Below are 22886 nucleotides of genomic sequence, written 5' to 3'. Positions count from 1 at the left end.
AAGGGAGTTTTTACATACAAAAAAGGGCTATCCATTTAGGATAACCCCTTTCATATTTGGTGGGCAGTACAGGACTTGAACCTGTGGCCCCCGCCTTGTAAGGGCGGTGCTCAACCAACTGAGCTAACTGCCCGAAACAGCGTAGCACAGGCAGCTATATGCCCTGTTATTCAGCACATTGCAAGCGCAATTTTGCCGTTCCATTAGAGCCGCCCCGGTCGCTATACCGGGGCTGTCAGAATACCAGCCTGATACTTTGCTTCGATTACAGTTATTTCATCTGGTTAAGATACGTCGCAATATCCTTCATCTGCGCGGGGGTCAGGCTCTGCACGGTCTGCTGCATTCGGGCCGCGGCACCTGTGGCATTGCTCAGGTTTTTGACCCTTTCCATGCCAGCCACCAGCGAATCTACAGGTTTGCCCTTCATTGCCGCAGGGCTGGCCGAATGACAGCCCGAGCACAGCTTGTTGTACATCTCCTGCCCTGTCCCCGCGCTCTCCTGAGCCGCAACAGCAGTACCAGCCAGCAGCAGCCCGGCCGCCAAAAGAATTTTCAGTGAGTTAGCAGAAAAGGTCATGGAACCCTCCTGTGGGTTGCTCTGTTTGAAAAGCCAGCCTGACCACAAAGCAGTCAGACTTTTTGGTCTTTTTCAGCATATGCTCCAAGGCCCGCACACCACAAGGGGTATTCTGCGGCAGTATCACCGCTGTTTCCCAACCACTTTATCACTAAAGGCCCGCACTGTCGCGTTGGAACGCCTGTCATTGTTAATTGTATGGCAGGCATTCCGCCTGGCGCCATTAAGAGGCGCACAGGTGATGAGTAGGTAATGCCCACAAACGTAAAGCCCCAGCGGCTGCGAGTCGGCAACCGTTGGGGCTTGGGTGTTGTGTTTTGCGCGTGTTGGCGTGTGCGGCCTACTTGATGCCCGCCCGCATGAACGACTGCACAAACTGCCGCTGGAACAGCAGAAAGGCCACCAGCAGCGGGCCGGAGGTCATAAGCGTGGCAGCGGTGATGATTGTCCAGTCCACGCCCTGTTCCGTAGCCGAGAATATCTGCAAGCCAACGGTCAGCGGGCGCGAATTGACGGAGTTGCTCACAATGAGCGGCCAGAGAAAGTTGTTCCAGTGCGTACTGATGGAGACCAGCGCGTAGGCCGCGTAGGTGGGCTTGGCCAACGGCACGTACACATGCCAGAGCACTTGCAGGGTGTTGGCCCCTTCCACCGCGGCGGCTTCCTCCAGTTCTTTCGGCACGCTCTTGAAGGTCTGGCGCAGCAGAAAAATACCAAAGGCCGAGGCCATGTAGGGCAGGCTGATGGCAAGGGTGGAATCAAGCACACCGATCTTGGACATGGTGGAGTAGTTTTCCACCACCAGCACATCTGGCATGATCATGAGCTGCATGAGGATAAGCGCAAAGGCAATGCCCTTGCCCTTGAAGTCGTAGCGGGCAAAGGCGTAGGCCGCCAGAGTGCAGAGCACAAGCTGCATGCCTGTGGTCAGCGTAACCAGCATGATGGTGTTGACGAAATAGCGGGCAAAGGGCGCGGCCTTCCAGGCATTGGCAAAGTTTTCAAGCGTCAGCGGGGCAGTCAGGCTGAAACGGGTAGAAAACTCCGCCGGGTGAAAGGCAGTCCAGATGGCGTAAAAAAGCGGCAAAGCCCACAGAATGGCAAGCATCCATGCGGCGGTGGTGTCCAGCACGCGCGAAAATCCACGGCTGTCGTACATATTGCGCTGTTCGTTCATCTGTAATGCACCCTTTTTTCAATGATGCCAAACTGCACAAAGGCGGCAAAACCAAGAAAGCCCAGCAGCACCATGGTCAGCGTTGCGCCGTAGCCCGTATCCCAGAATTTGAAGCTGGTTTCATAAATATAGTAGAGCAGCAGCGAGGTGGCGTTGTTGGGGCCGCCCTGCGTGAGCACAAAGAGGTGATCCACCATGCGGAAAGCGTTGATGGTAGCATTGATGAGCACAAAAAGCGTAGTAGGCATGAGCAGGGGAATGACCACGCGGCGGTAATAATAGGCACGCGAAGCCCCTTCAAGCATGGCCGCCTCCCCAAGGCTGGGCGGGATTTGCTGCAAGGCCGCGAGGTAAAAAATCATAAAAAATCCAGCGTCCTTCCATACTGCAACGCTGATTACGCAGAACAGGGCGGTCTGCTCGCTGCCAAGCCAGTTAATGCCCGTGGTCGCGCCCAAAAAAAAGCGCAACTGCTCAAGTAGGCCGTAATCGGGCGTGTAAAAAAACAGCCAGATGTTGGCCACGGCGATCATGGGCAGCACCGTGGGCACAAAGTAGCACAGCCGCAAAAATGTCTGCCCCTTCAGCCGCGCATTGACCAGAAAGGCCATGAGCATGGCCAGCGACATGGAGCAGGGGATGGTGCAGCAGGCAAAGATGATGTTGTTGCGCAGCGATTTGAGAAAGACCTCGTCGTCCAGCAGATAGCGGTACTGCTCAAGCCCTACGAACTGGGCAGGCGCTCCCCCCCGGCCATCCATAAAAAAGCTGTGGATAAACGTACTCACCGCAGGATAGTGCGTAAACGTCACCACCAGGGCAAAGCCGGGGAGCAAAAGCAGCCATGCGTTGATTTGCCGCATGGTTTCCGGTTTGAACATAGGGCGGCTCTCTTGCGTCTGATTGAATCGAAAAAGCTGCCAGAGGGGCAACCCCCCTGGCAGCACAATACTTGTTTACTTCTGGTAGCGGCGCAGAATGCGGTCAGCTTCGCGCTGGGCATCCTTGAGGGCGGCGTCAGGCTTTTTGGAGCCGTTAACAGCGGCCTGAATGGCATCGTCCAGAGCCTTGGTCACGCGCTGGTTCTCGTGGGTGGAAAGCTCGGGCACGGCGTGGGCCAGCTGATCGCGGGCCACGGCGGCATAGGGAAAGCCCTTCACGTAGGTTTCCATGCGTTCGGTCTTCCAGGCATCGGGGCGCACAGCCACATAACCGGTATCAATGCCCCACTGGGCGGCGCGCTCGGCAGTGGTCATCCACTGCACAAACTTGACGGCAGCCTTGCGTTCTTCAGGCGTTGAATTTTTGAAAATGTAGAAGTTGCCGCCGCCGGTGGGCGAGCCAAGGCGGGCATTGGCGGGCAGCATGCCCACGCCGAAGAGGAACTTGGCGTTGGTGCGCACGTTGGTGAGGTTGCCGGTGGTGGTCCACATGATGGCGGTTTTGCGCTCAAAGAAGTCGCGGGGCGTGGTGGACCAGTCAATGGTGCCCTTGGGCGACACTTCGTACTTGTAGGCCAGATCGGTGAGGAACTGGAGGGCTTCGATATTTTTAGGATTGTCAAAGAAGACCTTGTTGCCCGCATCGTTCATCAGCTCAACGCCGTTGGTGATGGCAAGGGCCTGAAGCATCCAGTAGGCATAGCCGGTGCTGGGAATGGCAACGCCCCACTGGCTGACCTTGCCGGATTCGTCCTTCTTGGTGAGTTTTTTGCCCATTTCGACCAGTTCCTGCCAGGTGGCGGGACCTTTTTCAGGGTCGAGGCCAGCTTCCTTGAACATTTCCTTGTTCCAGTACATCACGATGGTAGAGCGCTGGAAGGGAATGCCCCAGGTTTTGCCTTCGGTCTGACTGTTGCGCATGAAGCCGGGAAAGTAATCCTTGGTAAAGGCCATGTTGTCCTTGCCGACAATTTCATCGTAGGAAACGATGGCGTTTTCATCAATGAGAGTGAACATATCGGTAGAGAGCAGCACAGCCACATGCGGCGGCTCGCCCCCGCGCTGGGCGGTAAGGGCCTTGGTGATCGTATCGCGATAATTGCCCGAATACACAGGCGTAATCTTGATGTCGGGGTTTTCTTTCATGAATTCCTGGGTCATGCCCTCCACGATTTTGGTGATGGGCCCGCCCACGGACACGGGAAAGTAAAATGTAAGGTTGGTCTGAGCCGCCAGCGCGCTGCCAGCGTACAGGCAGATACAGAAAATTGCCAAAAACAACGAGCGAATACGTTTCATGGATTTCTCCTCAAAGGGTTTGGGGGCTGTATCCGTACTATCGCCTGAATGTTACCGATAAGGGGCAAATGTGTATCAAAATTAAATGATTATGACAGTAGCGCGACAAAAGACAGCCAAATCGGCACGCCATGGCGCGTGAAGGTGCAATCGGCTATGCCGCGCCCATGCGCTTGCCCGATTCTGTCTCAAAAAAGTGCAGGGCATCGGCGGCAAAGTTCAGGCGCAGCTTGTGGCCGGGTTTGAAGCCGGGGTTGCCCGCTATTTGCACAGCCACCTGCTGCTGGCCCAGGCTGCAAGCCAGCACGGAATCCGCACCAAGGTATTCCATGCTCAACACTTCGGCCTCCCACAGGCCGTCAGGCGTTACCTGGATATGCTCGGGGCGGATGCCAAGCGTGCATTCGGCCGCAACAGCGTCTGGCACCGGGCAGCATTCATTGCCCTTGATGACCGCCTGTCCCTTGCACATGACAACACTCAGAAGGTTCATGGGCGGCGTGCCGATAAAGCTGGCCGCAAAGGTGGTGGCGGGCTGGGAATACATGGCGACAGGGGCGTCGTTCTGCACGATACGCCCGTGTTGCATCAGAATGATGGTGTCGGCCATGCTCATGGCTTCTGTCTGGTCGTGGGTAACGTAGACCATTGTCATGCCCAGGCGCTGTTGCAGATCGCGGATTTCGCGCCGCATTTCGAGCCGCAGTTTGGCATCAAGGTTGGAGAGCGGCTCGTCCATGAGGCACACCGCCGCTTCGGCCACAAGTGCACGGCCAAGAGCCACGCGCTGCTGCTGCCCGCCTGAAAGAGCGGAGGGCTTTCTTTCCAGCAGGCCGGAAAGGCCAAGCACGTCAACGGCATTGTCCAGCCGCCTCATCTGGTCGGCCTCCGGCACTTTGCGCACCTTGAGGCCAAAGAGGATATTTTCCCGTACTGTGAGGTGAGGAAAAAGCGCGTAGGACTGGAACACCATGGCCAGATGGCGCTCCGCCGGGGGCAGGTCGGTAACGTCGCGGTCGCCAATGTAGATGCGTCCGCCGGAAACGCTCTCAAGCCCGGCAATGAGCCGTAGCGTGGTGGATTTGCCGCAGCCGGAAGGCCCGAGCAGCACAAGCAACGAACCTTCGTTGATTTCAAAGGAAACATTTTGCACAGCGTGGGTTGCACCCCACTTTTTACATACGTTTTCAAGACGTATTGCGGACAAGTTCAGCTCCTTTCGTGGATGGCGCGCTGTGGGCGGGGCGGTCAGACTCCAGAGGCGTAACACAAGGCCGTGCTGCCTGCATGGAGAAAATTTGATTTTAATTACCACTAATTGCGCCTTGTGGCAAGAACGATAGCTTTCGTATTCGTTACATTACAGGCAGCAGTATTACAGTTTTGTGACAAAGGCTGACTTGACCGCAACATGCTGCCGTGATTAAAAATAGTGGAAAATATCGAGGGGAGGTGCTGGCATGTTTGTAGCACACATATCTGATCCGCATGTGGGAGCCGGGCGCAGCCTGGCATTCAACGTGTCTGACGGTGCGCTGCTGCTGGAAAAAACCGTGGCCCACATTGCGGCCATGCCGCAACTGCCCGATTGTCTTGTGCTGAGCGGGGATATTTCGGTGAACGGCCAGCCCGGCGGCTACGCCATTGCGGCAGAGGCGCTGTCTGCGCTACCCATGCCCGTGTATGTGCTACCCGGCAACCATGATAAGCGTGAAAATCTTGTGGCCGGGCTTGGGCAGTATTGCCCTGCGGATGCGGCGGTTGCCCCCTACCTGTGCTATACTGTTGAAGATTTTCCCTTGCGGCTCGTGTTTTTTGACGGCACCCGCCCCGGCTCTCATTCCGGCCATTTTGACGCGCCCGTCGCGGCGTGGCTGGAAAAGACGCTGGCAGCCCAGCCCGGCAGGCCCACGCTGGTCTTTACCCACCATCCGCCCTTTATCACAGCCCTTGGCGTGATGGACGAGCCATATGAAAATGCCGAGGGCCTTGGCCGCCTGCTGGAGAAATTTCCCAATGTGCGCCTCTGCTGCGGGCATCTGCACAGACATGTGTTCACCATGTGGCACGGAGTGGCGGCCGTGACGGCTCCCCCGGTGTGCATGCACATAGTGCCGGATTTCTGCGCCACTGGCGGGGATGCCTTTACCGATGAGGCCCCGGCATTTTTGCTCCACCACTTTGTTGATGGCCGGGTGAACACCCACTACTGCCGTGTGCCGGGCGAGTTTGCCGAGCGCGGGCCGTTCAGCTTCTCCTACCCGCCGGAATAGGGCTGAGCCGCCATGCATGAAGTTGATATTTCACAGGCCCATCCCCCAAAATAACCGGGGGAATGGGCCTGTGAAACTCTTTTACTCGCCGTGTGGGCAACGCCCTGTCTGATCGTAAGGAGGCGGAAGTCTGAGTTGATGGGGCGTTGAGAATGCAGGAAATAATGTGGAAGTTTGTAGGTATATTCTTAAAAAAAATTGTTGAATATAAGTATCGCTGCTTGTTCCGGTGTAATACTAGATACATCTATTTTATATGTATTGAGCTTTGTATAGCATGAAATGCGATCAATGCTCATATTGATTGTATCATTAGTTCTTAATCCATTGTCTATATCCCTTGTTATTCTTTTTTTTAGCTCATCTTTTTCGCAAATTAAAGATATAAGATGTATATTGCATTGTTTAATATCCAAGTGCGAAAGGATATTGTCGATGATTTTTTGTTCATGCATAACCCAGCAAAATACAATATTTTTATAACTAGAGCATTTAATATAATTATTTAAAACAAAGCAGATGTTCTCCATAACCATGTTTTTTGTTTCTTCAGTAACTTTAAATGGATGCATATCCCAACACCAATCTCCATCAAGAAAAACGCTATTGTTCAATTTTTTCATCAAAATTTTACAAGTAGTCGTTTTTCCGACGCCCATAGTGCCACCAATCAAAAAAATATTTTTCATTATCCCCTCCTCACAATATTCCAATTTATTTTTAACAACCGAGTAAATTGTATTGCATTTTGCGCGAGCTGAATTCCGCTCCTATCCTATGTCACGTTCTTTTAATCGGATACTCCAGCTAGGCGGGGCTGCATAACATGAAAGGCCGCTTACGCGGCCTTTCATGTTTACTTCAACTTTCAGTTTTCCAGCAAAATCAGCGACTAGAACAGAAAATCCGTGGACAGGAAGTTGGATTTTCTGTTGCGCACGATGTCCGAAATCAGTTCCTTGTTGGGTGCGGAACCCTTGGCTGCCACAAGTGTGCGGATGGAGAAGGCGCGCAACGCATCGCTGACAGAAAGCGTGCCTTCCGCAGAGTCCTTGCGGCCTGTGAAGGGGAAGGTATCCGGCCCGCGCTGGCACTGGCTGTTGATGTTGACGCGGCACACCTGATTGACCATGGGGTCGATGAGCGCAGCCACGGCATCGGGGTCAGTGCCGAATATGCTGACCTGCTGCCCGAAGGGCGAGGCTATCACTGCCTCAGCGGCTTCCGACACTTCATTATACGAAACCACAGGCACCACAGGGGCAAACTGTTCTTCCGTGTGCAGGCGCATGTCTGCGGTAACGCCCGCAACCAGCGTGGGGTAATACAGAGTGCGGTCAAAGGAGCCGCCGCGCGGGTTGGCAATGCGCGCGCCCTTGGCAACAGCTTCGTCCACCAGTTCACGCAGGTCGTCTATCTTGCCGGGCACGGGCAGAGGGGTGATTTTGACCCCCGGCTTCCAGGGCAGGCCCATGGGCAGGGCGGCAATGGCCTCGCTGAATTTTGCCAGAAATTCCTCGGTGCGCGAGGCGTGGACGTAAAAGATCTTCAGGGCCGTGCAGCGCTGCCCGTTAAAGCTCAGCGCCCCGGTCACGGCCTCTGACACGGTCAAATCCATATCGGCGCAGGGCAGCACGATGGCTGCGTTTTTGGCGTCCAGCCCCAGCACGCAGCGCAGCCTGTGGGGCGAGGGATGGTGACGGCGCAGGGCATCGGCAGCGCGGCTTGAGCCGATAAAGGCCAGCACGCTGATGCGGCCAGATTCCAGCGCGGGAATGGCCACGCGCCTGTCGCCAAAGAGGATGTTCACCACCCCGGCGGGGAAGCAGTCGGCAAAGGCCTCAAGCAGGGGCGCATAAAGCAGCTTGCCGATGCGAGGCGTTTTGACGATAACCGGGTTGCCCATGATCAGGGCCGGAATAAGCGTGGTGAAGGTTTCGTTGAGTGGATAGTTGAACGGCCCCATGCACAGCACAGGCCCAAGCGGCGCGCGGCGGATCTGGGCGTAAATGCCGCTCTCGATCACAAAGCGCGAGGAGGCGCGGTCAAGGTCTTTAAGGGCGTCCACAGTGGCGCGGATATAGTCGATGGTGCGGTCAAATTCCGCCCGGCAATCGTTGAGCGGCTTGCAGATTTCCCACACCATCAGGCGCACCACTTGATCGCGTACAGCTATCATGCGGCGGGCAAATTCTTCCACACGGGCAATGCGGTCTTCCACTCGCATGGTGGGCCATGCGCCGCGTCCATTGTCCCAGGCCTTGGTTACGGCTTCCACTGCCGCCAGAGATTCCGCCTCGGTCAGTTCCGGGCAGGAGCCGATGACGCGCTGCTCACCGTTCACATACAGGGGCGAATGCACGGTGTGCATGGGGCCATTCCACTCAAGCAAGCGCCCGCCCACAAGATAGCGGCGCTCGTGAAGCGGCTCAAGAACGCAATCTTCAGGTATATTGTCCACATCCGGCGAAAAATCAGCGCCGGGCTGGGTATTGTCTTCGGTCATGTGTGCCTCCTGAACTTTCAGCAGATGAAAGCAGTGAAAAAGTTGTTGTCGTGTGGAGGGTAAGAAGCCGAGCGCTCCATGTCAATGAAGCCGATCCGCAACTTACTGGTACAGTTGAATATCTTTCCACACCTCATAGACTGCGCCGTGGGGATTCGATTCCACGGTGTTAGCCTGGTCAAAAATGTAGGTGAGCCGCCGCCCTGCCTCGTATTGAGGCCACAGGGGCGCAACGCCGGGGCCGTTGGGATTGCCCGTTTTTACAAAGTTCAGCCAGGCCCCGTGCATGGATTGCGTAAGCTCCTTGCGGCGAGATGCGGGCGTGAGCAGCCAGAAGGGGTGATCATTGGTGGCAAGCGCGGTGGAAATCTCCGTTGAGTGTGCCGCGCCCAGCATGAACAGCTCCGGCAGAAAGGGGGCGTAGTCAAAGCGGTACACGTAGGTGCTGTTAAATGCGCTCTGGGCATCCGCACTTTTGAGCATGTCCACCACAAATGCCCGGTCGCCCGCTAGGGTCGTCAGTTTTTTCATGCCTTTTTCATTGGCGTACAGCTCCGATACCGCAGGGATACTGGCAGCCGCGCCGTTATCGTGCAGCATCTTTTCCACCTGTTGCCAGTCCTTGGGCAGCAGGCCCAGCAGGGCAAACAGCGTGCCTTCATTACGGTTGGTGCCAAGAATGACCTTAACGTCGCGGGCATTGCCCTGGGCCATTGCCTCCCACGGATGCAGGGGCAGCAGATCGTCCTTGACCGGGCCGGGCATGAAGATGCCGGGGTGGCGGCGCGGGCCTTCCTTGAGCGTGAACGTGGCCGCCGCAAGCATGTCCTGCGCGGGCATTTCCAGTAATTTGGCAATGTCTGTGCGCGGATTGATGCCGAGCTTTTCAAAAAAGATGGAGTTGTTCATCTCGACCATGCGGCGGGATTCGGTATTTCCTGTGACGCCGCTTTCCGCAATGGCCTTCTGGAACAACCCCTTTGCGGCGGGCGATGCCAGCATGTTGTACACGCCCGTGCCGCCTGCGGATTCGCCCGCTATGGTCACGTTGTTCGGGTCGCCGCCAAATGCGGCGATGTTGTCGCGCACCCAGCGCAGGGCGGCAATCTGGTCTGAAACGCCGCAGTTGGATTCAAACCTCTTGTCGTACATGGAAAAGTCATAAAAGCCCAAGGGACCGACGCGGTAGTTGAAATTGACAAATACCACGCCGTCTCTGGCAAAGGATGCGCCGTCATACATGGGGTCGCTGCCTTCGCCCATGTGGTACGCGCCGCCGTATATCCATACGAATACAGGCAGCTTGGCGTCTTTGGCGGCGGTCAGCGGCGCCCACACGTTGAGGTACAGGCAATCCTCGCTGGCGGGAACCCGCGAACGCTCAAGCCCGAACATGTTCATGTACTGGATGGGCTTGTTGCCAAAGGCCACGCACTTTTTAACGCCCTGCCAGGGGGTAGGCGGCTGGTTGCGCCGAAAGCGCAGTTCGCCTACTGGCGGCGCGGCATATGGAATGCCAAGCCATGTTTTGACGCCAGCCGCCGCAAAACCTTGCACTTCGCCGTACTGTGTGGCTGCAAGAGTGTCAGCGGACGTTTCATGCCGGGATACTGGGCGGGCACAGGCACACAAGAGCAACACCACCAGGATGAGGATGCGGTTTTTCATGAATGTTCCTGAAAAGGGACAATGGGACGCTTCACAGGGTCACGGGCCTGGACTGGGCTTGCCTCGCACAGGCGCACTGCAACAGGCCGCCTGCTGCCGGACGTTTTGCAAATGTGGCGTGTTGCGGACAAAAACGCAAGAAGCGTTTGCCTTTGAGCGAACTTGCATGCCGCCTCGTGCCGTTCCACCTGCAAAACAAAGGCTCCCGGTCTGCGCCGTGCAAGCGCAAACCGGGAACCTGGATGGCGGGGGAGAACAGCCTAGCCCTGCTTCATCTCCTGAATCAGGGCGGCGAGCTTTTTGGCCTGCTCGGTGAGGTCGGCAACGGCGGTGGAAGCCTGATTCATGGCCTCTGCCGTCAGGCGCGAAACCTCGTTGACCTCAACAATGCTGCGGTTGATTTCTTCGCTTGCTGCCGACTGTTCTTCACTGGCGGCGGCGATGGCGTTCACCTGATCAGCCGTGGCGGTCACAACCTCCACAATGCCTTGCAGGGCCTCGCCGGATTGCCCGGCCAGATCCGTGGCCACGCCGATGGAACCAACAGCGTTTTCAACGCCCTTCATGCTCTTGGCGGTGCTGTCCTGAATGGCCTGAATGGCCTTGGCCACGTCGCTTGTGGAAACCATGGTCTTTTCCGCCAGCTTGCGCACTTCGTCCGCCACAACGGCAAAACCCCGGCCCGCATCGCCAGCACGGGCGGCCTCGATGGCCGCGTTCAGCGCCAGCAGATTGGTCTGGTCCGCAATGTCGGAAATAACGCCCATGATCTGGTTAATGGCCTGCGCGTGCTCGTTCAGGCGGTTCATGTCTTCCTTGAGCGAAAGCGAGTGGGTCTGCACTTCGGTGATGCTTTCCACGGCGTTTTGCACGATCTTTGCGCCAGCAAGAGCCTTGTCGCGGGTTTCGAGCGATGCGCCCGATGCCAGCCCGGCGTTTCTGGCAACGTCCTGAACCGTGGCGTTCATTTCATTCATGGCGGTGGCTGCGCCAGAAAGCATCTTGGAAGACTCTTCCGCGCCTTCATCAGAGCGTTTGATCTGGTGTGAGAGATCAGATGAAGCGGAGGAGAGCGCCTCGGCAATGGATTCAAGCTGATGGGCGGCGGCAAGCATGCCTTCCCTGCGGGCCGATTCTGCGCGCAGCTTGGCTTCTTCGGCCGCGGCCTGCGCTATCTTGGCGTGATCCAGAGCTTCGGCGGCCTGACGGGTTTTGTCTGCTGCTTCCTCAATACGGCCATGCAGGTTTTCGATCATCATGCTCAACGAACTGTTAAGCCGACGGATTTCGAGCGGACAGGATGCCTTGAGAGTGGGCAGGGCAGCTTCCTGACCCTGGGCCACTTTTTCTGCTTCGCCGGTGATTTGCCGCAGAGGCAGGCAGATAATGCGCGTAATCAGCCAAGCAAAGCCAAGAATGACAACAAGGATGCCACCGCAAATGAGCAGCTCAAGATTATCGTAATGGTCGTTTCTCTCGGCAACCAGGTTGGCAACGCGGGTGCGCTCGGCCTCAACGCTGTCAATATACACGCCAGTGCCGATAACAACGTCTGTTCCCGGTATCATACGGGCATAGGCCAGCTTGGGTTGCACACCTGCGCCGGGTTTGTCGAAGCGGTAGGCCACAAATGCGCCGCCCTTTTTGGCGGCTTCAATCAGCTCCCGCACCATGTAGACGCCATCGCTGTCTTTGAGATCGATAAGGTTTTTACCGTTCTGCGCCTTGTTGGTCGGCACATTTATTCGGGTGCCGTCTGTCTTGTACGTAAACAGGTACCCTTCGTCGTTGGGAAAGAACCGCTGATAGTCAGTATATTTTTCAATCAGCGCGTACTGCTCCGTGAGGTCGGTGACGCCCTTGAGCCTGTCGGCAAGGTCTTGCGCAGCAACATCGATAACGCTTTTCAGGCCGTACTCATACTTTGACTGTAATGCCGATGAAAGCTGGGGAATGGTTACTTCCGTAAAAACCAGTGTGGACATGTGGGTGTTGGTGTAAAAAAGGGTCGCCATGCCTACGACAAACCCACAGCAAAGGGTAACAAGCCACATTCTCACATTCATCTTTTACCTCGCAGGGGAATAACCATATTTTATGAAATGCGTTATCAAATTCTTTTTAAAAGGGCTTAAATTATGCCCATCTGAGTCTGATTCTAAGAAAAATATCGGACAATGCCAACATTATGTTATGGCAATATGTCAAATTTGCAAAAATAATTGCACATCCAGAGATATTTGCAGAACTTTACTAGATTTTTCACATATAAACACCAGTTTTTGTGCATGGTATCAAAACTTAAACACTGCAACTTTTTTTTGATGCAGGGCCTCAATTTATTCTTGCCCATCGAAAAGGTTTGTAGCAAACTCAATTTCCCCCCTGCGCCAGAGGCCGAACGCAACCGCCAGTGTGGATCCGCCGGTTGGAGCGCAGAGGCTGTCTTTTGACAGTCCCATGCTTCAACTCGTGGTGCGTTTTGGTCATGTCTTCAGACTATACCAAAAGGTCAGTCAACTTTGCACCCTACGAGAGGGTTCATTCGCGTCCCTGTAGCCCAGTTTTGCGGGCTGGTCTTCAAGTGACGCATTTTCCCGAGGTTAACAGCTATGTGCAGAATTGGTTCCATCAAGAGCAAGACGCCTGTACCCCCCTCAATGGCGCTCAATCTAATGCTGCCGCAGCAGGAAGGGCATGACAACTCCGGTTTTGCTATGGTTATGCAAGACCTGGAGGGCGTGTTCAGCCACTACAAAGACAAGCCCCTGCTTTCATTGGCCTGCACCCCCGAGGGTGTGCAACTGGTCAACGACTACATGGAAGAAAAGGGTTTTGTGCAGGTTGCCCAGTGGGTGCCTGAAGTGGACAAACGCCCCGGCCTCAAGATTGAGGCCATGCCCCGTTACGTCTTCCGCAACTATGACTACCCCGAGGAATACCGTTCCCGTAGTCAGGAAGAACGCGAAAACCTGCTGCTGGACACACGCCTTGAGCTGCGGGGTTTGTTGGCCGAGAAAAAGAATGGCTTTGTCTATTCGTTCTGGCCCGATGTACTGACCCTTAAAGAAATCGGTGATCCTGCCGACATAGCTGTATATTTTCGACTATGGAAAGACGATGGCCGCCTGACCGCGCGCAACATCGTGACCCAGTGCCGCCAGAATACCAACTACGCCATCGTGCGTTACGCTGCGCATCCCTTCTTTTTGCAGGGCTACACTGTGTGCGCCAACGGCGAGAACACGTTTTTCACCAAGAACAAAGAGTTCCAGAAGTCGCTGCACAGGGGTTATGTGGGTTTTGAATCCGACTCGCAGAACTTTCTGTACACCTTGCACTATGTCTTGCATGAGCTGCGTTGGCCCATCAAGTATTACAAGCACGTGATCACGCCCCTGCCTTTTGTGGAGGCGGAACAGCGCGCTGACCGCAAGGTGCTGAACCTTATTCGCGAATCCCTCGCGCATCTGGAGATCAACGGCCCCAACACCATCATCGGCCTTCTGCCTGACGGCAAGATGATTACCTGCTGCGACTCCAAAAAGCTGCGGCCCGTTGTTGTGGGCGTAAACTCGGACATGGTGGCCATCGCCTCCGAGGTCTGCGGTCTGAACGCCATCATGCCTGACCGCGACATCTCCAACGACATCTATCCCAATGAACGGGAAATGGTGGTTATTGACAACGATCTGGCGGTGCAGCGATGGAATCAGTAAGAACTCAGGACGTAAGTGTTAACGACCTGCGCTGGAAGATAGAATACCGCCCCGATTTGTGCACCATGTGCGGCTCGTGCGTGGCGGCGTGTACTTTCAACGCCATTGAAGTGGGCATGATGCGCCGCAGCATCACGCTTTCGCGCAAGGCCTTTCCCGACCCGACACAGGAACATTCCGCGCGCCCGGTCATCATGCAAAAGGCCAGCATCCCCAACGCCTGCGTGGGTTGCGGCATGTGCGAAAAAATCTGTCCCAATGCGGCGATCAAACCCGTGCGCAACCAGGATACGCGGTTTCCCCTGTTGGCGCGTCACCACGGCCCCGTCAAACGGGGCGGGCGCACCAACCTGAACCCGCCGCGCACGCTCGATTCCATCTTTGTGGGCCGCATCAGTCAGATGACCGACCCCGCGCTGGATTCCGAGCGTCATACCTTCGATATCCGCTCGCCCCTTGGCCGCGTCATGCTTGCCAAGGAACTGCCCCTGCGCGTTGACGGCGACAGCCTTGTGCTGACCGAGCGCACCCCCCCCGTGCACTGGATTTACCCCGCCATCTTCAGCGACATGAGCATCGGCGCGCTCTCCACCCGCGCGTGGGAAGCCATTGCCCTTGCCGCAGCCTATCTTAATGAACACTGCGGCATGCCTGTGCGCATGTGCTCGGGCGAGGGCGGCATGCCCATCAAGCTGCTGGAATCCGACCAGCTCAAGTACATGATCTTGCAGATCGCCTCCGGTCACTTTGGCTGGAACCGCATCATCAAGGCCATGCCCCGTATGAAGACCGACCCGGCGGGTGTGCTCATCAAAATCGGTCAGGGTGCAAAACCCGGCGACGGCGGCCTCTTGCCCGCAGCCAAGGTGGCTCCGCACATTCAGGCCATCCGTGGCGTACCCAAGGCGACCCTGCATTCGCCGCCGAACCATCAGGGCCTGTATTCCATTGAAGAATCCGTGCAGAAAATGCACCTTTCGCTCAATGCGGCCTTTGGCTTCCGCGTGCCGGTGGCCATCAAGTGCGCGGCATCGGCCACGTCTGTTTCCGTCTACAACAACCTGTTGCGCGATCCCTACAAGATCTGCGGCGGGTTCTTCATCGACGGCATTCAGGGCGGCACCGGCGCTGCCAACGAGGTTTCGCTGGAGCATACCGGGCATCCGATTGTTTCCAAGCTGCGCGACTGCTACATGGCTGCCGTTGCCCAGGGTCTTCAGGGGCAGATTCCCCTGTGGGCTGGGGGCGGCATAGGCCTGACAGGCAACGCTGCTGCGGATGCCTTCAAGGTGATCTGCCTTGGCGCCAACGGCGTTATCATCGGCAAGATCCTCATTCAGTTGCTGGGCTGCATCGGCAATGAGCATGGCCGCTGCAATGCCTGCAATACCGGCAAATGTCCCACGGGCATATGCACCCAGGATCCGCGTCTGGTCAAAAGGCTGGATGTGGACAGGGGTGCGCAGAACATTGTGGACTACATGCTGGCCTTTGACTCCGAACTGCGCAAGCTGCTGGCCCCTGTGGGCAACAGTTCGCTGCCGGTTGGGCGTTCCGACGCCCTGGTTACCACGGACAAGGCTGTGGCCGACAAGCTGGATATCCAGTACGCCTGTTAGACTTTGGCGAGGAGCAGAACATGCTGCGCGTTAGCACGGTAGACGAACACAAGCGCATGTCCACCCAGGATTTGCTGCTGGCCATTGAGGCGGCGGTAGAGAAGGGTGAGACTGACTTTTATATTGAGGCCTCGGGCCAGCACGATATCGGCGGCCCCCTGTGGAACAAGGAAGGAAAAAAGCTGACCTTCAAGGTCAGCAACCCCGGTCAGCGGGTAGGCTCCATGTGCCTGCCCAACACCGAAATCCTGGTTGAAGGCTCCGCCTCGGCGGACGTAGGCTGGTTGAACGCGGGCGGGCGCATTGTGGTGCGCGGCGATGCGGGCGACACTGCGGCCCATTGCGCGGCAGCCGGTACTGTTTACATTGGTGGTCGTGCGGGTACCCGCTCAGGCTCCCTCATGAAGCACGACCCTCTTTATGAAGCCCCGGAACTCTGGGTGCTCAAGAGCGTGGGCAGCTTCTCTTTTGAATTCATGGGCGGCGGCAAGGCCGTTGTGTGCGGCCATGACAGCCAGAACATTGCCTCGGTTATGGGCGAACGCTCCTGCGTCGGCATGGTTGGCGGTGCTGTTTACTTCCGTGGGCCTGTTGGACAGCTGCCCAAGGACGTGCGCCTTAATCACTTGGACGATGAAGATATCGCCTGGCTTGACGCTGGTCTTGACGACTTTCTGATGGCCATTGATCAGCCCAGCCTGCGCAGCGAACTGTGCGACTGGAGCCAGTGGCAGAAGATCACGCCGCTGCCGTTTGAGGAGCGCGGTCAGAAGGAAGTCATGAGCCTTGGGCAGTTCCGCAGCAAGGAATGGATACCCAGCGGTATTTTCAGCGATGTGGCCCCCGATGACTTTATGGTCAACGGCCTGGTGGCGCGCGGCGATTACCGCCTGCGTGTGCCCATGTGGCAGAACGCCGAGTATGCCGCCCCTTGCGAATTCAACTGCCCGGCGTCCATCCCCACCCAGCGCAGACTTAACCTTCTGCGTGAAGGTAATGTGGAAGAAGCCTACCGCATGGTGCTGGATTACACGCCGTTCCCCGGTTCCGTCTGCGGCAGCGTGTGCCCCAACCCCTGCATGCAGAGCTGCACGCGCACTGATCTGGACAGCCCCGTGCAGATTGGCAAGCTCGGTTCCTATTCTGCGGATATCACGGTCGAAAAGCCCAAAACCCGCACCGGCAAGCACATTGGCGTGATCGGCGGCGGTGTTGGCGGCCTCACGGCTGCCTGGCAGCTCGCCCGGCTGGGCCACGACGTCACCGTGTACGAAGCCGACTCCGTCATGGGCGGCAAGCTTGAGCAGGTGATTCCCCGTGCCCGGCTGAACCATGACCTGCTGCGCAAGGAACTCAAGCGCATTGAGGACATGGGCGTGACCTTTGTGAACAATTGCCCTGTCGACGCCAAAAAGTTCGAGGAACTGCGCAAAAAGCACTCTGCCCTGGTGGTCGCCACCGGCGGGCATGTGCCGCGCATCTTCCCCTGGCCCGGTCACGAAAAGATCGTGGCTGGCATAGACTTTCTGAAGGCCATCAACAAGGGCGAAAAGCCCGCCGTGCCCGACAGCGTGATTGTTATCGGTTGCGGCAACGCTGGTATGGACGCCGCTGTGGGCGCATACGCCATGGGCGCCAAACAGGTGACCTGCATCGACGTGCAGAAGCCCGCCGCCTTTGCTCACGAAATTGAGCATGTTGAAGGACTGGGCGGCAAACTTGTGTGGCCCGTGCAGACCAAGGAAGTCACCGATAACGGCATCATCAGCCAGGAAGGGACGCTCATTCCCGGCAAGATGGTCATTATCACCATTGGCGAATCGCCCGACCTCTCCTTCCTGCCGGAAGGTCTGGAAAAGTTCCGCGAATGGATCGTGCCCAAGCCCGACCTCAGCATCATGGACGGCGTTTTTGCAGTGGGCGACGTTATCAAGCCCGGCCTGCTGGTGCATGCCATTGGCACGGGCCGCGATGCCGCCTTTGCCGCTGATGCCTTTGTGCGCGGCGAAACCTACACGCCGGAAAAGAAAAAGCTCGTGCCTTCCTCGCGTCTGCACACGGCCTATTTTGCCAAGTGTCATGACCGTGATCTGCCTACGCCGCAGGATGAATTCTCCCGTTGCGTGAGCTGCGGCACCTGCCGCGACTGCAAGATGTGCCTCAAATCCTGCCCGGAAAAGGCCATTGACCGCAAAGAAACCGCTGGCGGCGGATTTGAATACGTTTCTGATCCTGCCCGCTGCATCGGCTGCGGCATCTGCGCAGGCATCTGCCCCTGCGGCATCTGGACCATGTATCCTAACTGGGACATGAGCTAGACCTCTGGCGGGCTTTTGCCTGCCCTGAATGAACGCAAAGCCCCCTTTCTCCCGCCACACGGGTAAGAGAGGGGGCTTTTTGCGCCGCCAGTGTCGGGCATCCTGCACTTTTGTTTGGGGCAAAATTATTGCATACTGGCGGAAGGCACAGTTTATCTGTATTCAGTCCGCGCTGCATTTCGCCCTGCTTTGCGCGCAATCGCAGTTTGCGGTTTCACTGCCAGCATTTTCAGGAGAATTTCAATGGATGTTTTTGAAGCGCTGTTTACCCGCCGCAGCATACGTAAATTCACGGCTGAGCCTGTGAGCGATGAAGACTTGCAGCTCGTACTCAAGGCCGCCATGTGCGCGCCCAGCGCACACAACAAACAGCCCTGGCACTTTGTGGTTGTGCGCGACAAAGCTTTGCTGGCTTCCATTGCCGAGCGGCACCCTTATGCCAAAATGGCCGCCGAAGCGCCTGTGGTGATTGTGGTTTGCGCCAATCCGGATGAAGCCAAAGCTCCAGGCTACTGGCAGCAGGACTGCACGGCTGCTCTGGAAAACATGCTGATTGCCGCGCGCGGCCTGAACCTTGGCACGGTGTGGTGCGGTATGTACCCCTTTGAAGACCGCGTTGAACCCATCCGCGAACTGCTCAATGTTCCGGCCCAGATCAACATGCTCGGTCTTGTGGTTATGGGGCACCCTGCGCAGCCTTTTGCCGAGGCGGACAGATTCAACGAAAGCAAGGTCCATCTGAACGGCTGGTAAACAGCTTTACTCCGCAACCTCGAGGCCTGTACTCATGGATTCGCAACCTTTGCGCTCCGGCGCGGGCTGTGCGCCGCGCATTGTTGTGGATGACGCACAACCGGATGATATGGCGGCAGTGCAGGGCATTTACGCCTGGCACGTGCTGCACGGGCTGGCAACGTTTGAAGAGCTGCCGCCCAGTGTGGAAGAAATGGAGCGCCGCCGTCAGGCAGTGCTTGCATCTGGTTTGCCCTATCTGGTGGCCCGGCAGGACAATACCGTTGTGGGCTATTGCTACGCTGGTCTGTACGGTACGCGGTCGGCTTACAGATTTTGCCTGGAAGATTCCATCTATGTTGCCCAACAGGCCATGGGGCAGGGTGTGGGACATGTGCTGCTGCAAACGCTCATTGCGCGGTGCGAGCGCGGCCCTTGGCGGCAGATGGTGGCTGTCATAGGGCACAGCGGCAACGCTGGCTCCATTGCCCTGCATGCGGCGCATGGCTTCAGGCACACGGGTGTGCTCCAGTCTGCTGGCTACAAGCTCGGCCAATGGGTTGATGTTGTGCTGATGCAGCGGGCGCTTGGCCCTGGCGACACCACCAGGGCACTGTAATCGCGAGGCAGCTGCGCCAAAAATTGTGGCAGTATTGAGCGTAATCATAAAAAAAGCCTGTTGCGGTACGGGATGTGTCCTTCTCAGGAATATTCCGCAACGCAGCAGGCTTTTTGTTATTCTTGCGGGCAGGCACGCTTAGGCATGACTGCCAACAGTAGTGTTACACGCCCAGGGCGATCATGGCGTCAGCCACCTTGCGGAAGCCCGCAATGTTCGCGCCCATCACAAGGTTGCCCTTGTGGCCGAATTCTGCGGCAGTGGCGGCGGCGCGCTGGTGAATGTCATACATGATGTGTTTGAGCTGGTTGTCCACCGCTTCAAACGTCCAGCGCTGCATGCTGGCATTCTGCGCCATTTCAAGCTGGCTGACAGACACGCCGCCCGCGTTGGCGGCCTTGGCGGGACCGTAGGCGATGCCGGAGGAGATAAAGGCATGCACTGCGTCAAGCGTAGAGGGCATGTTTGCACCTTCCGCCACGCAACCGCAGCCGTTGGCCAGCAGGGTTTCCGCGTCCGCAAGGTTCAGTTCGTTCTGCGTCGCGCAGGGAAAAGCCGCGAAGCAGGGCACGTTCCACACGGCATTGCGACCCGCGGGATAAGACGCCACAGGCGTGTACTTGGCGGAAGAAACCAGCTCCGCATAGCGGGTGAGGGGGCCGCGCTCAATTTCTTTCACCTGCTTGAGCACGTCCAGCCTGATGCCTTCAGGGTCATAGATCATGCCGCGCGAGTCGGAAACGGTCACAGGCTTTGCGCCCACCTGAATAAGCTTCTGGCAGCAATGGATAGCCACGTTGCCCGCGCCGGAAACCGTGCAGACCTTGCCTTCAAGGCTCTGGCCGCGCGCATCAAGCATGGCCTGGGCAAAATACACAGCGCCGTAGCCTGTGGCTTCAGGCCGCGCCAGCGAGCCGCCAAAGAGCAGATTTTTGCCGGTGAGTACGCCTTCGTAGCGCCGGGTCAGGCGCTTGTACTGCCCAAAAAGAAAGCTGATTTCCTGACTGCCCACGCCAATATCGCCAGCTGGCACGTCAACTGTTGCGCCAATATGCGTCCAGAGTTCCGTCATGAATGCCTGGCAGAAGCGCATGATCTCCGTCTTGGATTTACCCTTGGGGTTAAAATCAGAGCCGCCCTTGGCACCGCCGATGGCAAGGCCCGAGAGCGAGTTCTTGAAAATCTGCTCAAAACCAAGAAATTTCAGCACGCCCTGATTCACGCTGGGGTGAAAGCGCAGACCGCCCTTGAACGGGCCAAGAGCCGAGTTGTACTGAACCCTATAACCCCGGTTAACCTGAACCTGTCCTGCATCGTCCATCCATTGTACGCGGAAGGAGACGCAGCGTTCCGGCTCCACAATCCGCTCAAGGATTTTCATTTTTGCGTATTCAGTTTGCTTGTCCAGGATGGGCTGCAGACTTTGCAACACCTCTTGTACAGCCTGCAAAAAAACAGGTTCATGGGGATAGGTTTCTTTAAGGTTATTTAACACTCGTTCAACATAAGGCATGTTGCTCTCCTGATAGGGGGGGTAAGGATTGCACGAAAAAATTTCCGCATAACATTGATTCAAGCAGGTTTTTTTTAGACAAGATGATGTAGTTTGACAAGAATTTAAAAAAAATACGTAATCCGATATGAGAGATGCGACGTTTGCGACAAAAAGCCCCGGTCGGCTTGAGGGGCTGACCGGGGCTGAATGGCGGGAATGGGGAAATTTATGGCAATCAGCCAGCAAAAAGTTCCCCGCAAGGTTCTGGTGTCGCTTCCAGCGCAGAGTGCAACGCTTCGTCCAGTGTCGGGTGCGCAAACATGAAGGCATTGAGCGCAGAGCCGTGGTATTGGCCTATGAGCAGCAACTGCGCCGCTGTGACAAGGTGCGAAACCCCGTGCCCCAGAGCTGCAATGCCGACAATGCTGTCGTTCTGCCACACAATCTTGATAAAGCCGGACGCATCGCCCCCGGCCTGGGCAATGGCGTTGCCCATGAGTTGCGCCTTGGAAACAGCCACCGGGCCGCTCTGGGCCTGGGCCTGCCTGGCGGTAATGCCCACACGCATGATTTCCAGGCTGCCGTAAACGCAGGAAGGCACCGGCCCGGAAGCGTAAGGGCCGCTTTGCGCCCCAATAATGCGCCGCGCCACATACGCGCCCTGATGCTCCGCAGCATGCGCCAACAGGGTTTGCCCGTTAATATCGCCAATGGCGTAAACGTTTGGGGCAGCCATAAGGTGCTCGTCAACAGTGATGAACCCGCGCGCCTGAAGCGTGCATCCGGCTTTTTCCGCTTCAAGATTATCCGTGTTGGGCGTTCTGCCTACAGCCACAAGGGCCTTGGCTGCGGTCAGTTCCCTGCCGTCCTCAAGCACGAGCACAGCCGCGCCCTCGCGCGTTGTCAGCGATGCAGCCTTAACGCCTGTGATGCAGGTTATGCCGGTTTTGCCAAGGAGCTTTGCCATTTCCTGACCAAGATCGGCATCTTCTGTTGGGGCAAGATGGGGTGCGGCTTCTACAATGGTGACCTTGCTGCCCATTGCGTTGAAAAAGTCGGCCATTTCAAGGCCGATGGCCCCCGCGCCCACAACGATCAGGCTTTCCGGCACAGCGGGCACGCGCAGCATGTCCGTGCTGTCCAGAACGGCATCATGGTCGGGCGTCATGCCGGGGAATGCAGCGGATCGGGAACCGCCAGCAAGGATTATATGTTCTGCCCGCAGATTCTGCACGGTGCCGTCTGCGGCTGTCACCAAAACCTCCGAGGGGCCGGCGCAAGCGGCGCGGCCTTCAATAAGTGTTACGCCAAGCTGCTCCAATCCCTTGCTCAAGGTCTGGGACGAGGCTTTGACAAAACGCTGAATGCGTTTTTGCAGAGCATCGTAATCCACCTCAATGCTGCCCTTGGCCACGCGTTGGCGCTCAAGACCACGCAGCAATCCTTTTGGAGCGGTTGCGCCCAGCAGCAGCTTGGTGGGGATGCAGCCGCAGTTAAGGCACACGCCGCCCATATGGGTGTTTTCCACCAGCGCAACGGATTTTCCGCCACGGGCAAGTATGCCTGCGGCCTTGGCTCCGCCAGGCCCGCCGCCGATAATGACAACATCAAACGTATTCATGCGCTTCTCCGGATATTGGCAGTTGGGCATGTGCTCACACGCACGGTTAATCACGGCGTGGCTGTCATGGCCCCACTGAAGGCTGCTGTTGTAGGGAAAGGCCGCTGGCTCCGCGCTAGGCGCAGTAGAACTCGGCTTGTGGCTGAGCATAGTACGGTGTCTTGAACACATTGTCACCATGCGCGCTCTGGCGGCGGCGATAGACTGCATATTCTGTGTATCGAGGTGGCGCTGTGCTTTTACCGGGGCATCAAAAAAATATTTTTTATAATCACGCATTTAATTAAAATCGTGATAATTTAATCGCATGAAATAACAG

At 56.9% G+C, this 22886-nt stretch carries 17 protein-coding genes and 1 tRNA gene; 6 read left to right on the top strand and 12 right to left on the bottom strand.

Annotated features, from left to right (window positions below; all coding sequences use genetic code 11):
* Nucleotides 1-57 precede the first annotated feature (57 nt).
* From ACUZ9P_RS12140 to ACUZ9P_RS12115, 6 genes are all read right to left on the bottom strand, one after another.
* Nucleotides 58-133, bottom strand: a tRNA-Val gene (locus ACUZ9P_RS12140).
* A gap of 138 nt (nucleotides 134-271) precedes the next feature.
* Nucleotides 272-580 carry a c-type cytochrome gene (locus ACUZ9P_RS12135; RefSeq protein ID WP_449249903.1) on the bottom strand — a complete coding sequence of 103 codons (309 nt, stop codon included), beginning with the start codon at nucleotides 578-580 and terminating at the stop codon, nucleotides 272-274.
* A gap of 340 nt (nucleotides 581-920) precedes the next feature.
* Nucleotides 921-1757, bottom strand: a complete 837-nt coding sequence (locus tag ACUZ9P_RS12130; RefSeq protein WP_022660114.1) for a carbohydrate ABC transporter permease — start codon at nucleotides 1755-1757, stop codon at nucleotides 921-923.
* Nucleotides 1754-2638, bottom strand: a complete 885-nt coding sequence (locus ACUZ9P_RS12125; RefSeq protein ID WP_449249902.1) for a carbohydrate ABC transporter permease — start codon at nucleotides 2636-2638, stop codon at nucleotides 1754-1756. Before ACUZ9P_RS12125 ends, ACUZ9P_RS12130 begins: the two co-directional genes overlap by 4 nt.
* Nucleotides 2639-2713: 75 nt before the next feature.
* Complete coding sequence (locus ACUZ9P_RS12120; RefSeq protein WP_449249901.1) at nucleotides 2714-3997, bottom strand: ABC transporter substrate-binding protein; 1284 nt, start codon at nucleotides 3995-3997, stop codon at nucleotides 2714-2716.
* A 154-nt stretch (nucleotides 3998-4151) separates the two neighbouring features.
* Nucleotides 4152-5204 carry an ABC transporter ATP-binding protein gene (locus tag ACUZ9P_RS12115; protein WP_449249900.1) on the bottom strand — a complete coding sequence of 351 codons (1053 nt, stop codon included), beginning with the start codon at nucleotides 5202-5204 and terminating at the stop codon, nucleotides 4152-4154.
* Between the two features lie 253 nt (nucleotides 5205-5457).
* Between ACUZ9P_RS12115 and ACUZ9P_RS12110 the strand changes: the two genes are divergently transcribed.
* Entirely contained in the window at nucleotides 5458-6270 is an 813-nt protein-coding gene (locus ACUZ9P_RS12110) for a phosphodiesterase (protein WP_449249899.1), read from the top strand.
* Between the two features lie 188 nt (nucleotides 6271-6458).
* On the opposite strand, the gene ACUZ9P_RS12105 is transcribed toward ACUZ9P_RS12110, so the two are convergent.
* The 4 genes from ACUZ9P_RS12105 to ACUZ9P_RS12090 all read right to left on the bottom strand — a co-directional run bounded on the left by ACUZ9P_RS12105 (nucleotide 6459) and on the right by ACUZ9P_RS12090 (nucleotide 12459).
* Nucleotides 6459-6959: an AAA family ATPase gene (locus ACUZ9P_RS12105; RefSeq protein WP_449249898.1), complete on the bottom strand. Its 501-nt coding sequence runs from the start codon at nucleotides 6957-6959 to the stop codon at nucleotides 6459-6461.
* A gap of 203 nt (nucleotides 6960-7162) precedes the next feature.
* Nucleotides 7163-8776: an aldehyde dehydrogenase family protein gene (locus ACUZ9P_RS12100; protein WP_449249897.1), complete on the bottom strand. Its 1614-nt coding sequence runs from the start codon at nucleotides 8774-8776 to the stop codon at nucleotides 7163-7165.
* A gap of 102 nt (nucleotides 8777-8878) precedes the next feature.
* Complete coding sequence (locus ACUZ9P_RS12095) at nucleotides 8879-10444, bottom strand: carboxylesterase/lipase family protein (protein ID WP_449249896.1); 1566 nt, start codon at nucleotides 10442-10444, stop codon at nucleotides 8879-8881.
* Between the two features lie 260 nt (nucleotides 10445-10704).
* Complete coding sequence (locus ACUZ9P_RS12090; RefSeq protein WP_449249895.1) at nucleotides 10705-12459, bottom strand: methyl-accepting chemotaxis protein; 1755 nt, start codon at nucleotides 12457-12459, stop codon at nucleotides 10705-10707.
* A gap of 597 nt (nucleotides 12460-13056) precedes the next feature.
* Here ACUZ9P_RS12090 and ACUZ9P_RS12085 point away from each other — a divergent pair.
* The 5 genes from ACUZ9P_RS12085 to ACUZ9P_RS12065 all read left to right on the top strand — a co-directional run bounded on the left by ACUZ9P_RS12085 (nucleotide 13057) and on the right by ACUZ9P_RS12065 (nucleotide 19451).
* Nucleotides 13057-14163 (top strand): glutamate synthase, encoded by a 1107-nt coding sequence (locus ACUZ9P_RS12085; protein ID WP_298994106.1) that lies wholly within the window; start codon nucleotides 13057-13059, stop codon nucleotides 14161-14163.
* Entirely contained in the window at nucleotides 14151-15782 is a 1632-nt protein-coding gene (locus tag ACUZ9P_RS12080; protein ID WP_449249894.1) for a glutamate synthase-related protein, read from the top strand. Before ACUZ9P_RS12085 ends, ACUZ9P_RS12080 begins: the two co-directional genes overlap by 13 nt.
* Nucleotides 15783-15802: 20 nt before the next feature.
* Nucleotides 15803-18100: an FAD-dependent oxidoreductase gene (locus ACUZ9P_RS12075; protein ID WP_449249893.1), complete on the top strand. Its 2298-nt coding sequence runs from the start codon at nucleotides 15803-15805 to the stop codon at nucleotides 18098-18100.
* 243 nt (nucleotides 18101-18343) lie between these two features.
* Nucleotides 18344-18853, top strand: a complete 510-nt coding sequence (locus ACUZ9P_RS12070) for a nitroreductase family protein (protein ID WP_298994101.1) — start codon at nucleotides 18344-18346, stop codon at nucleotides 18851-18853.
* A 34-nt stretch (nucleotides 18854-18887) separates the two neighbouring features.
* The gene (locus tag ACUZ9P_RS12065) at nucleotides 18888-19451 is read left to right on the top strand and encodes an N-acetyltransferase family protein (protein ID WP_449249892.1); all 564 of its coding nucleotides are present in this window, start codon (nucleotides 18888-18890) and stop codon (nucleotides 19449-19451) included.
* 163 nt (nucleotides 19452-19614) lie between these two features.
* Here ACUZ9P_RS12065 and gdhA read toward each other — a convergent pair whose 3' ends face one another.
* Both gdhA and ACUZ9P_RS12055 read right to left on the bottom strand, forming a co-directional pair.
* Nucleotides 19615-20964 carry an NADP-specific glutamate dehydrogenase gene (gene gdhA, locus ACUZ9P_RS12060; protein ID WP_449249891.1) on the bottom strand — a complete coding sequence of 450 codons (1350 nt, stop codon included), beginning with the start codon at nucleotides 20962-20964 and terminating at the stop codon, nucleotides 19615-19617.
* Nucleotides 20965-21181: 217 nt separating this feature from the next.
* Nucleotides 21182-22567: a dihydrolipoyl dehydrogenase family protein gene (locus tag ACUZ9P_RS12055; RefSeq protein ID WP_449249890.1), complete on the bottom strand. Its 1386-nt coding sequence runs from the start codon at nucleotides 22565-22567 to the stop codon at nucleotides 21182-21184.
* Between the last annotated feature and the right edge of the window lie 319 nt (nucleotides 22568-22886).

This window comes from Desulfovibrio intestinivivus (assembly GCF_053570665.1).
This window is presented reverse-complemented; position numbering and strand designations above follow the sequence as displayed.

Excerpts from the sequence above, each read along its gene's own strand:
- ACUZ9P_RS12135 (WP_449249903.1), bottom strand. The coding sequence starts at position 580 with ATGACCTTTTCTGCTAACTCACTGAAAATTCTTTTGGCGGCCGGGCTG.
- ACUZ9P_RS12130 (WP_022660114.1), bottom strand. The coding sequence starts at position 1,757 with ATGAACGAACAGCGCAATATGTACGACAGCCGTGGATTTTCGCGCGTG.
- ACUZ9P_RS12125 (WP_449249902.1), bottom strand. The coding sequence starts at position 2,638 with ATGTTCAAACCGGAAACCATGCGGCAAATCAACGCATGGCTGCTTTTG.
- ACUZ9P_RS12120 (WP_449249901.1), bottom strand. The coding sequence starts at position 3,997 with ATGAAACGTATTCGCTCGTTGTTTTTGGCAATTTTCTGTATCTGCCTG.
- ACUZ9P_RS12110 (WP_449249899.1), top strand. The coding sequence starts at position 5,458 with ATGTTTGTAGCACACATATCTGATCCGCATGTGGGAGCCGGGCGCAGC.
- ACUZ9P_RS12105 (WP_449249898.1), bottom strand. The coding sequence starts at position 6,959 with ATGAAAAATATTTTTTTGATTGGTGGCACTATGGGCGTCGGAAAAACG.
- ACUZ9P_RS12100 (WP_449249897.1), bottom strand. The coding sequence starts at position 8,776 with ATGACCGAAGACAATACCCAGCCCGGCGCTGATTTTTCGCCGGATGTG.
- ACUZ9P_RS12095 (WP_449249896.1), bottom strand. The coding sequence starts at position 10,444 with ATGAAAAACCGCATCCTCATCCTGGTGGTGTTGCTCTTGTGTGCCTGT.
- ACUZ9P_RS12090 (WP_449249895.1), bottom strand. The coding sequence starts at position 12,459 with ATGGCGACCCTTTTTTACACCAACACCCACATGTCCACACTGGTTTTT.
- ACUZ9P_RS12085 (WP_298994106.1), top strand. The coding sequence starts at position 13,057 with ATGTGCAGAATTGGTTCCATCAAGAGCAAGACGCCTGTACCCCCCTCA.
- ACUZ9P_RS12080 (WP_449249894.1), top strand. The coding sequence starts at position 14,151 with ATGGAATCAGTAAGAACTCAGGACGTAAGTGTTAACGACCTGCGCTGG.
- ACUZ9P_RS12075 (WP_449249893.1), top strand. The coding sequence starts at position 15,803 with ATGCTGCGCGTTAGCACGGTAGACGAACACAAGCGCATGTCCACCCAG.
- ACUZ9P_RS12070 (WP_298994101.1), top strand. The coding sequence starts at position 18,344 with ATGGATGTTTTTGAAGCGCTGTTTACCCGCCGCAGCATACGTAAATTC.
- ACUZ9P_RS12065 (WP_449249892.1), top strand. The coding sequence starts at position 18,888 with ATGGATTCGCAACCTTTGCGCTCCGGCGCGGGCTGTGCGCCGCGCATT.
- gdhA (WP_449249891.1), bottom strand. The coding sequence starts at position 20,964 with ATGCCTTATGTTGAACGAGTGTTAAATAACCTTAAAGAAACCTATCCC.
- ACUZ9P_RS12055 (WP_449249890.1), bottom strand. The coding sequence starts at position 22,567 with ATGAATACGTTTGATGTTGTCATTATCGGCGGCGGGCCTGGCGGAGCC.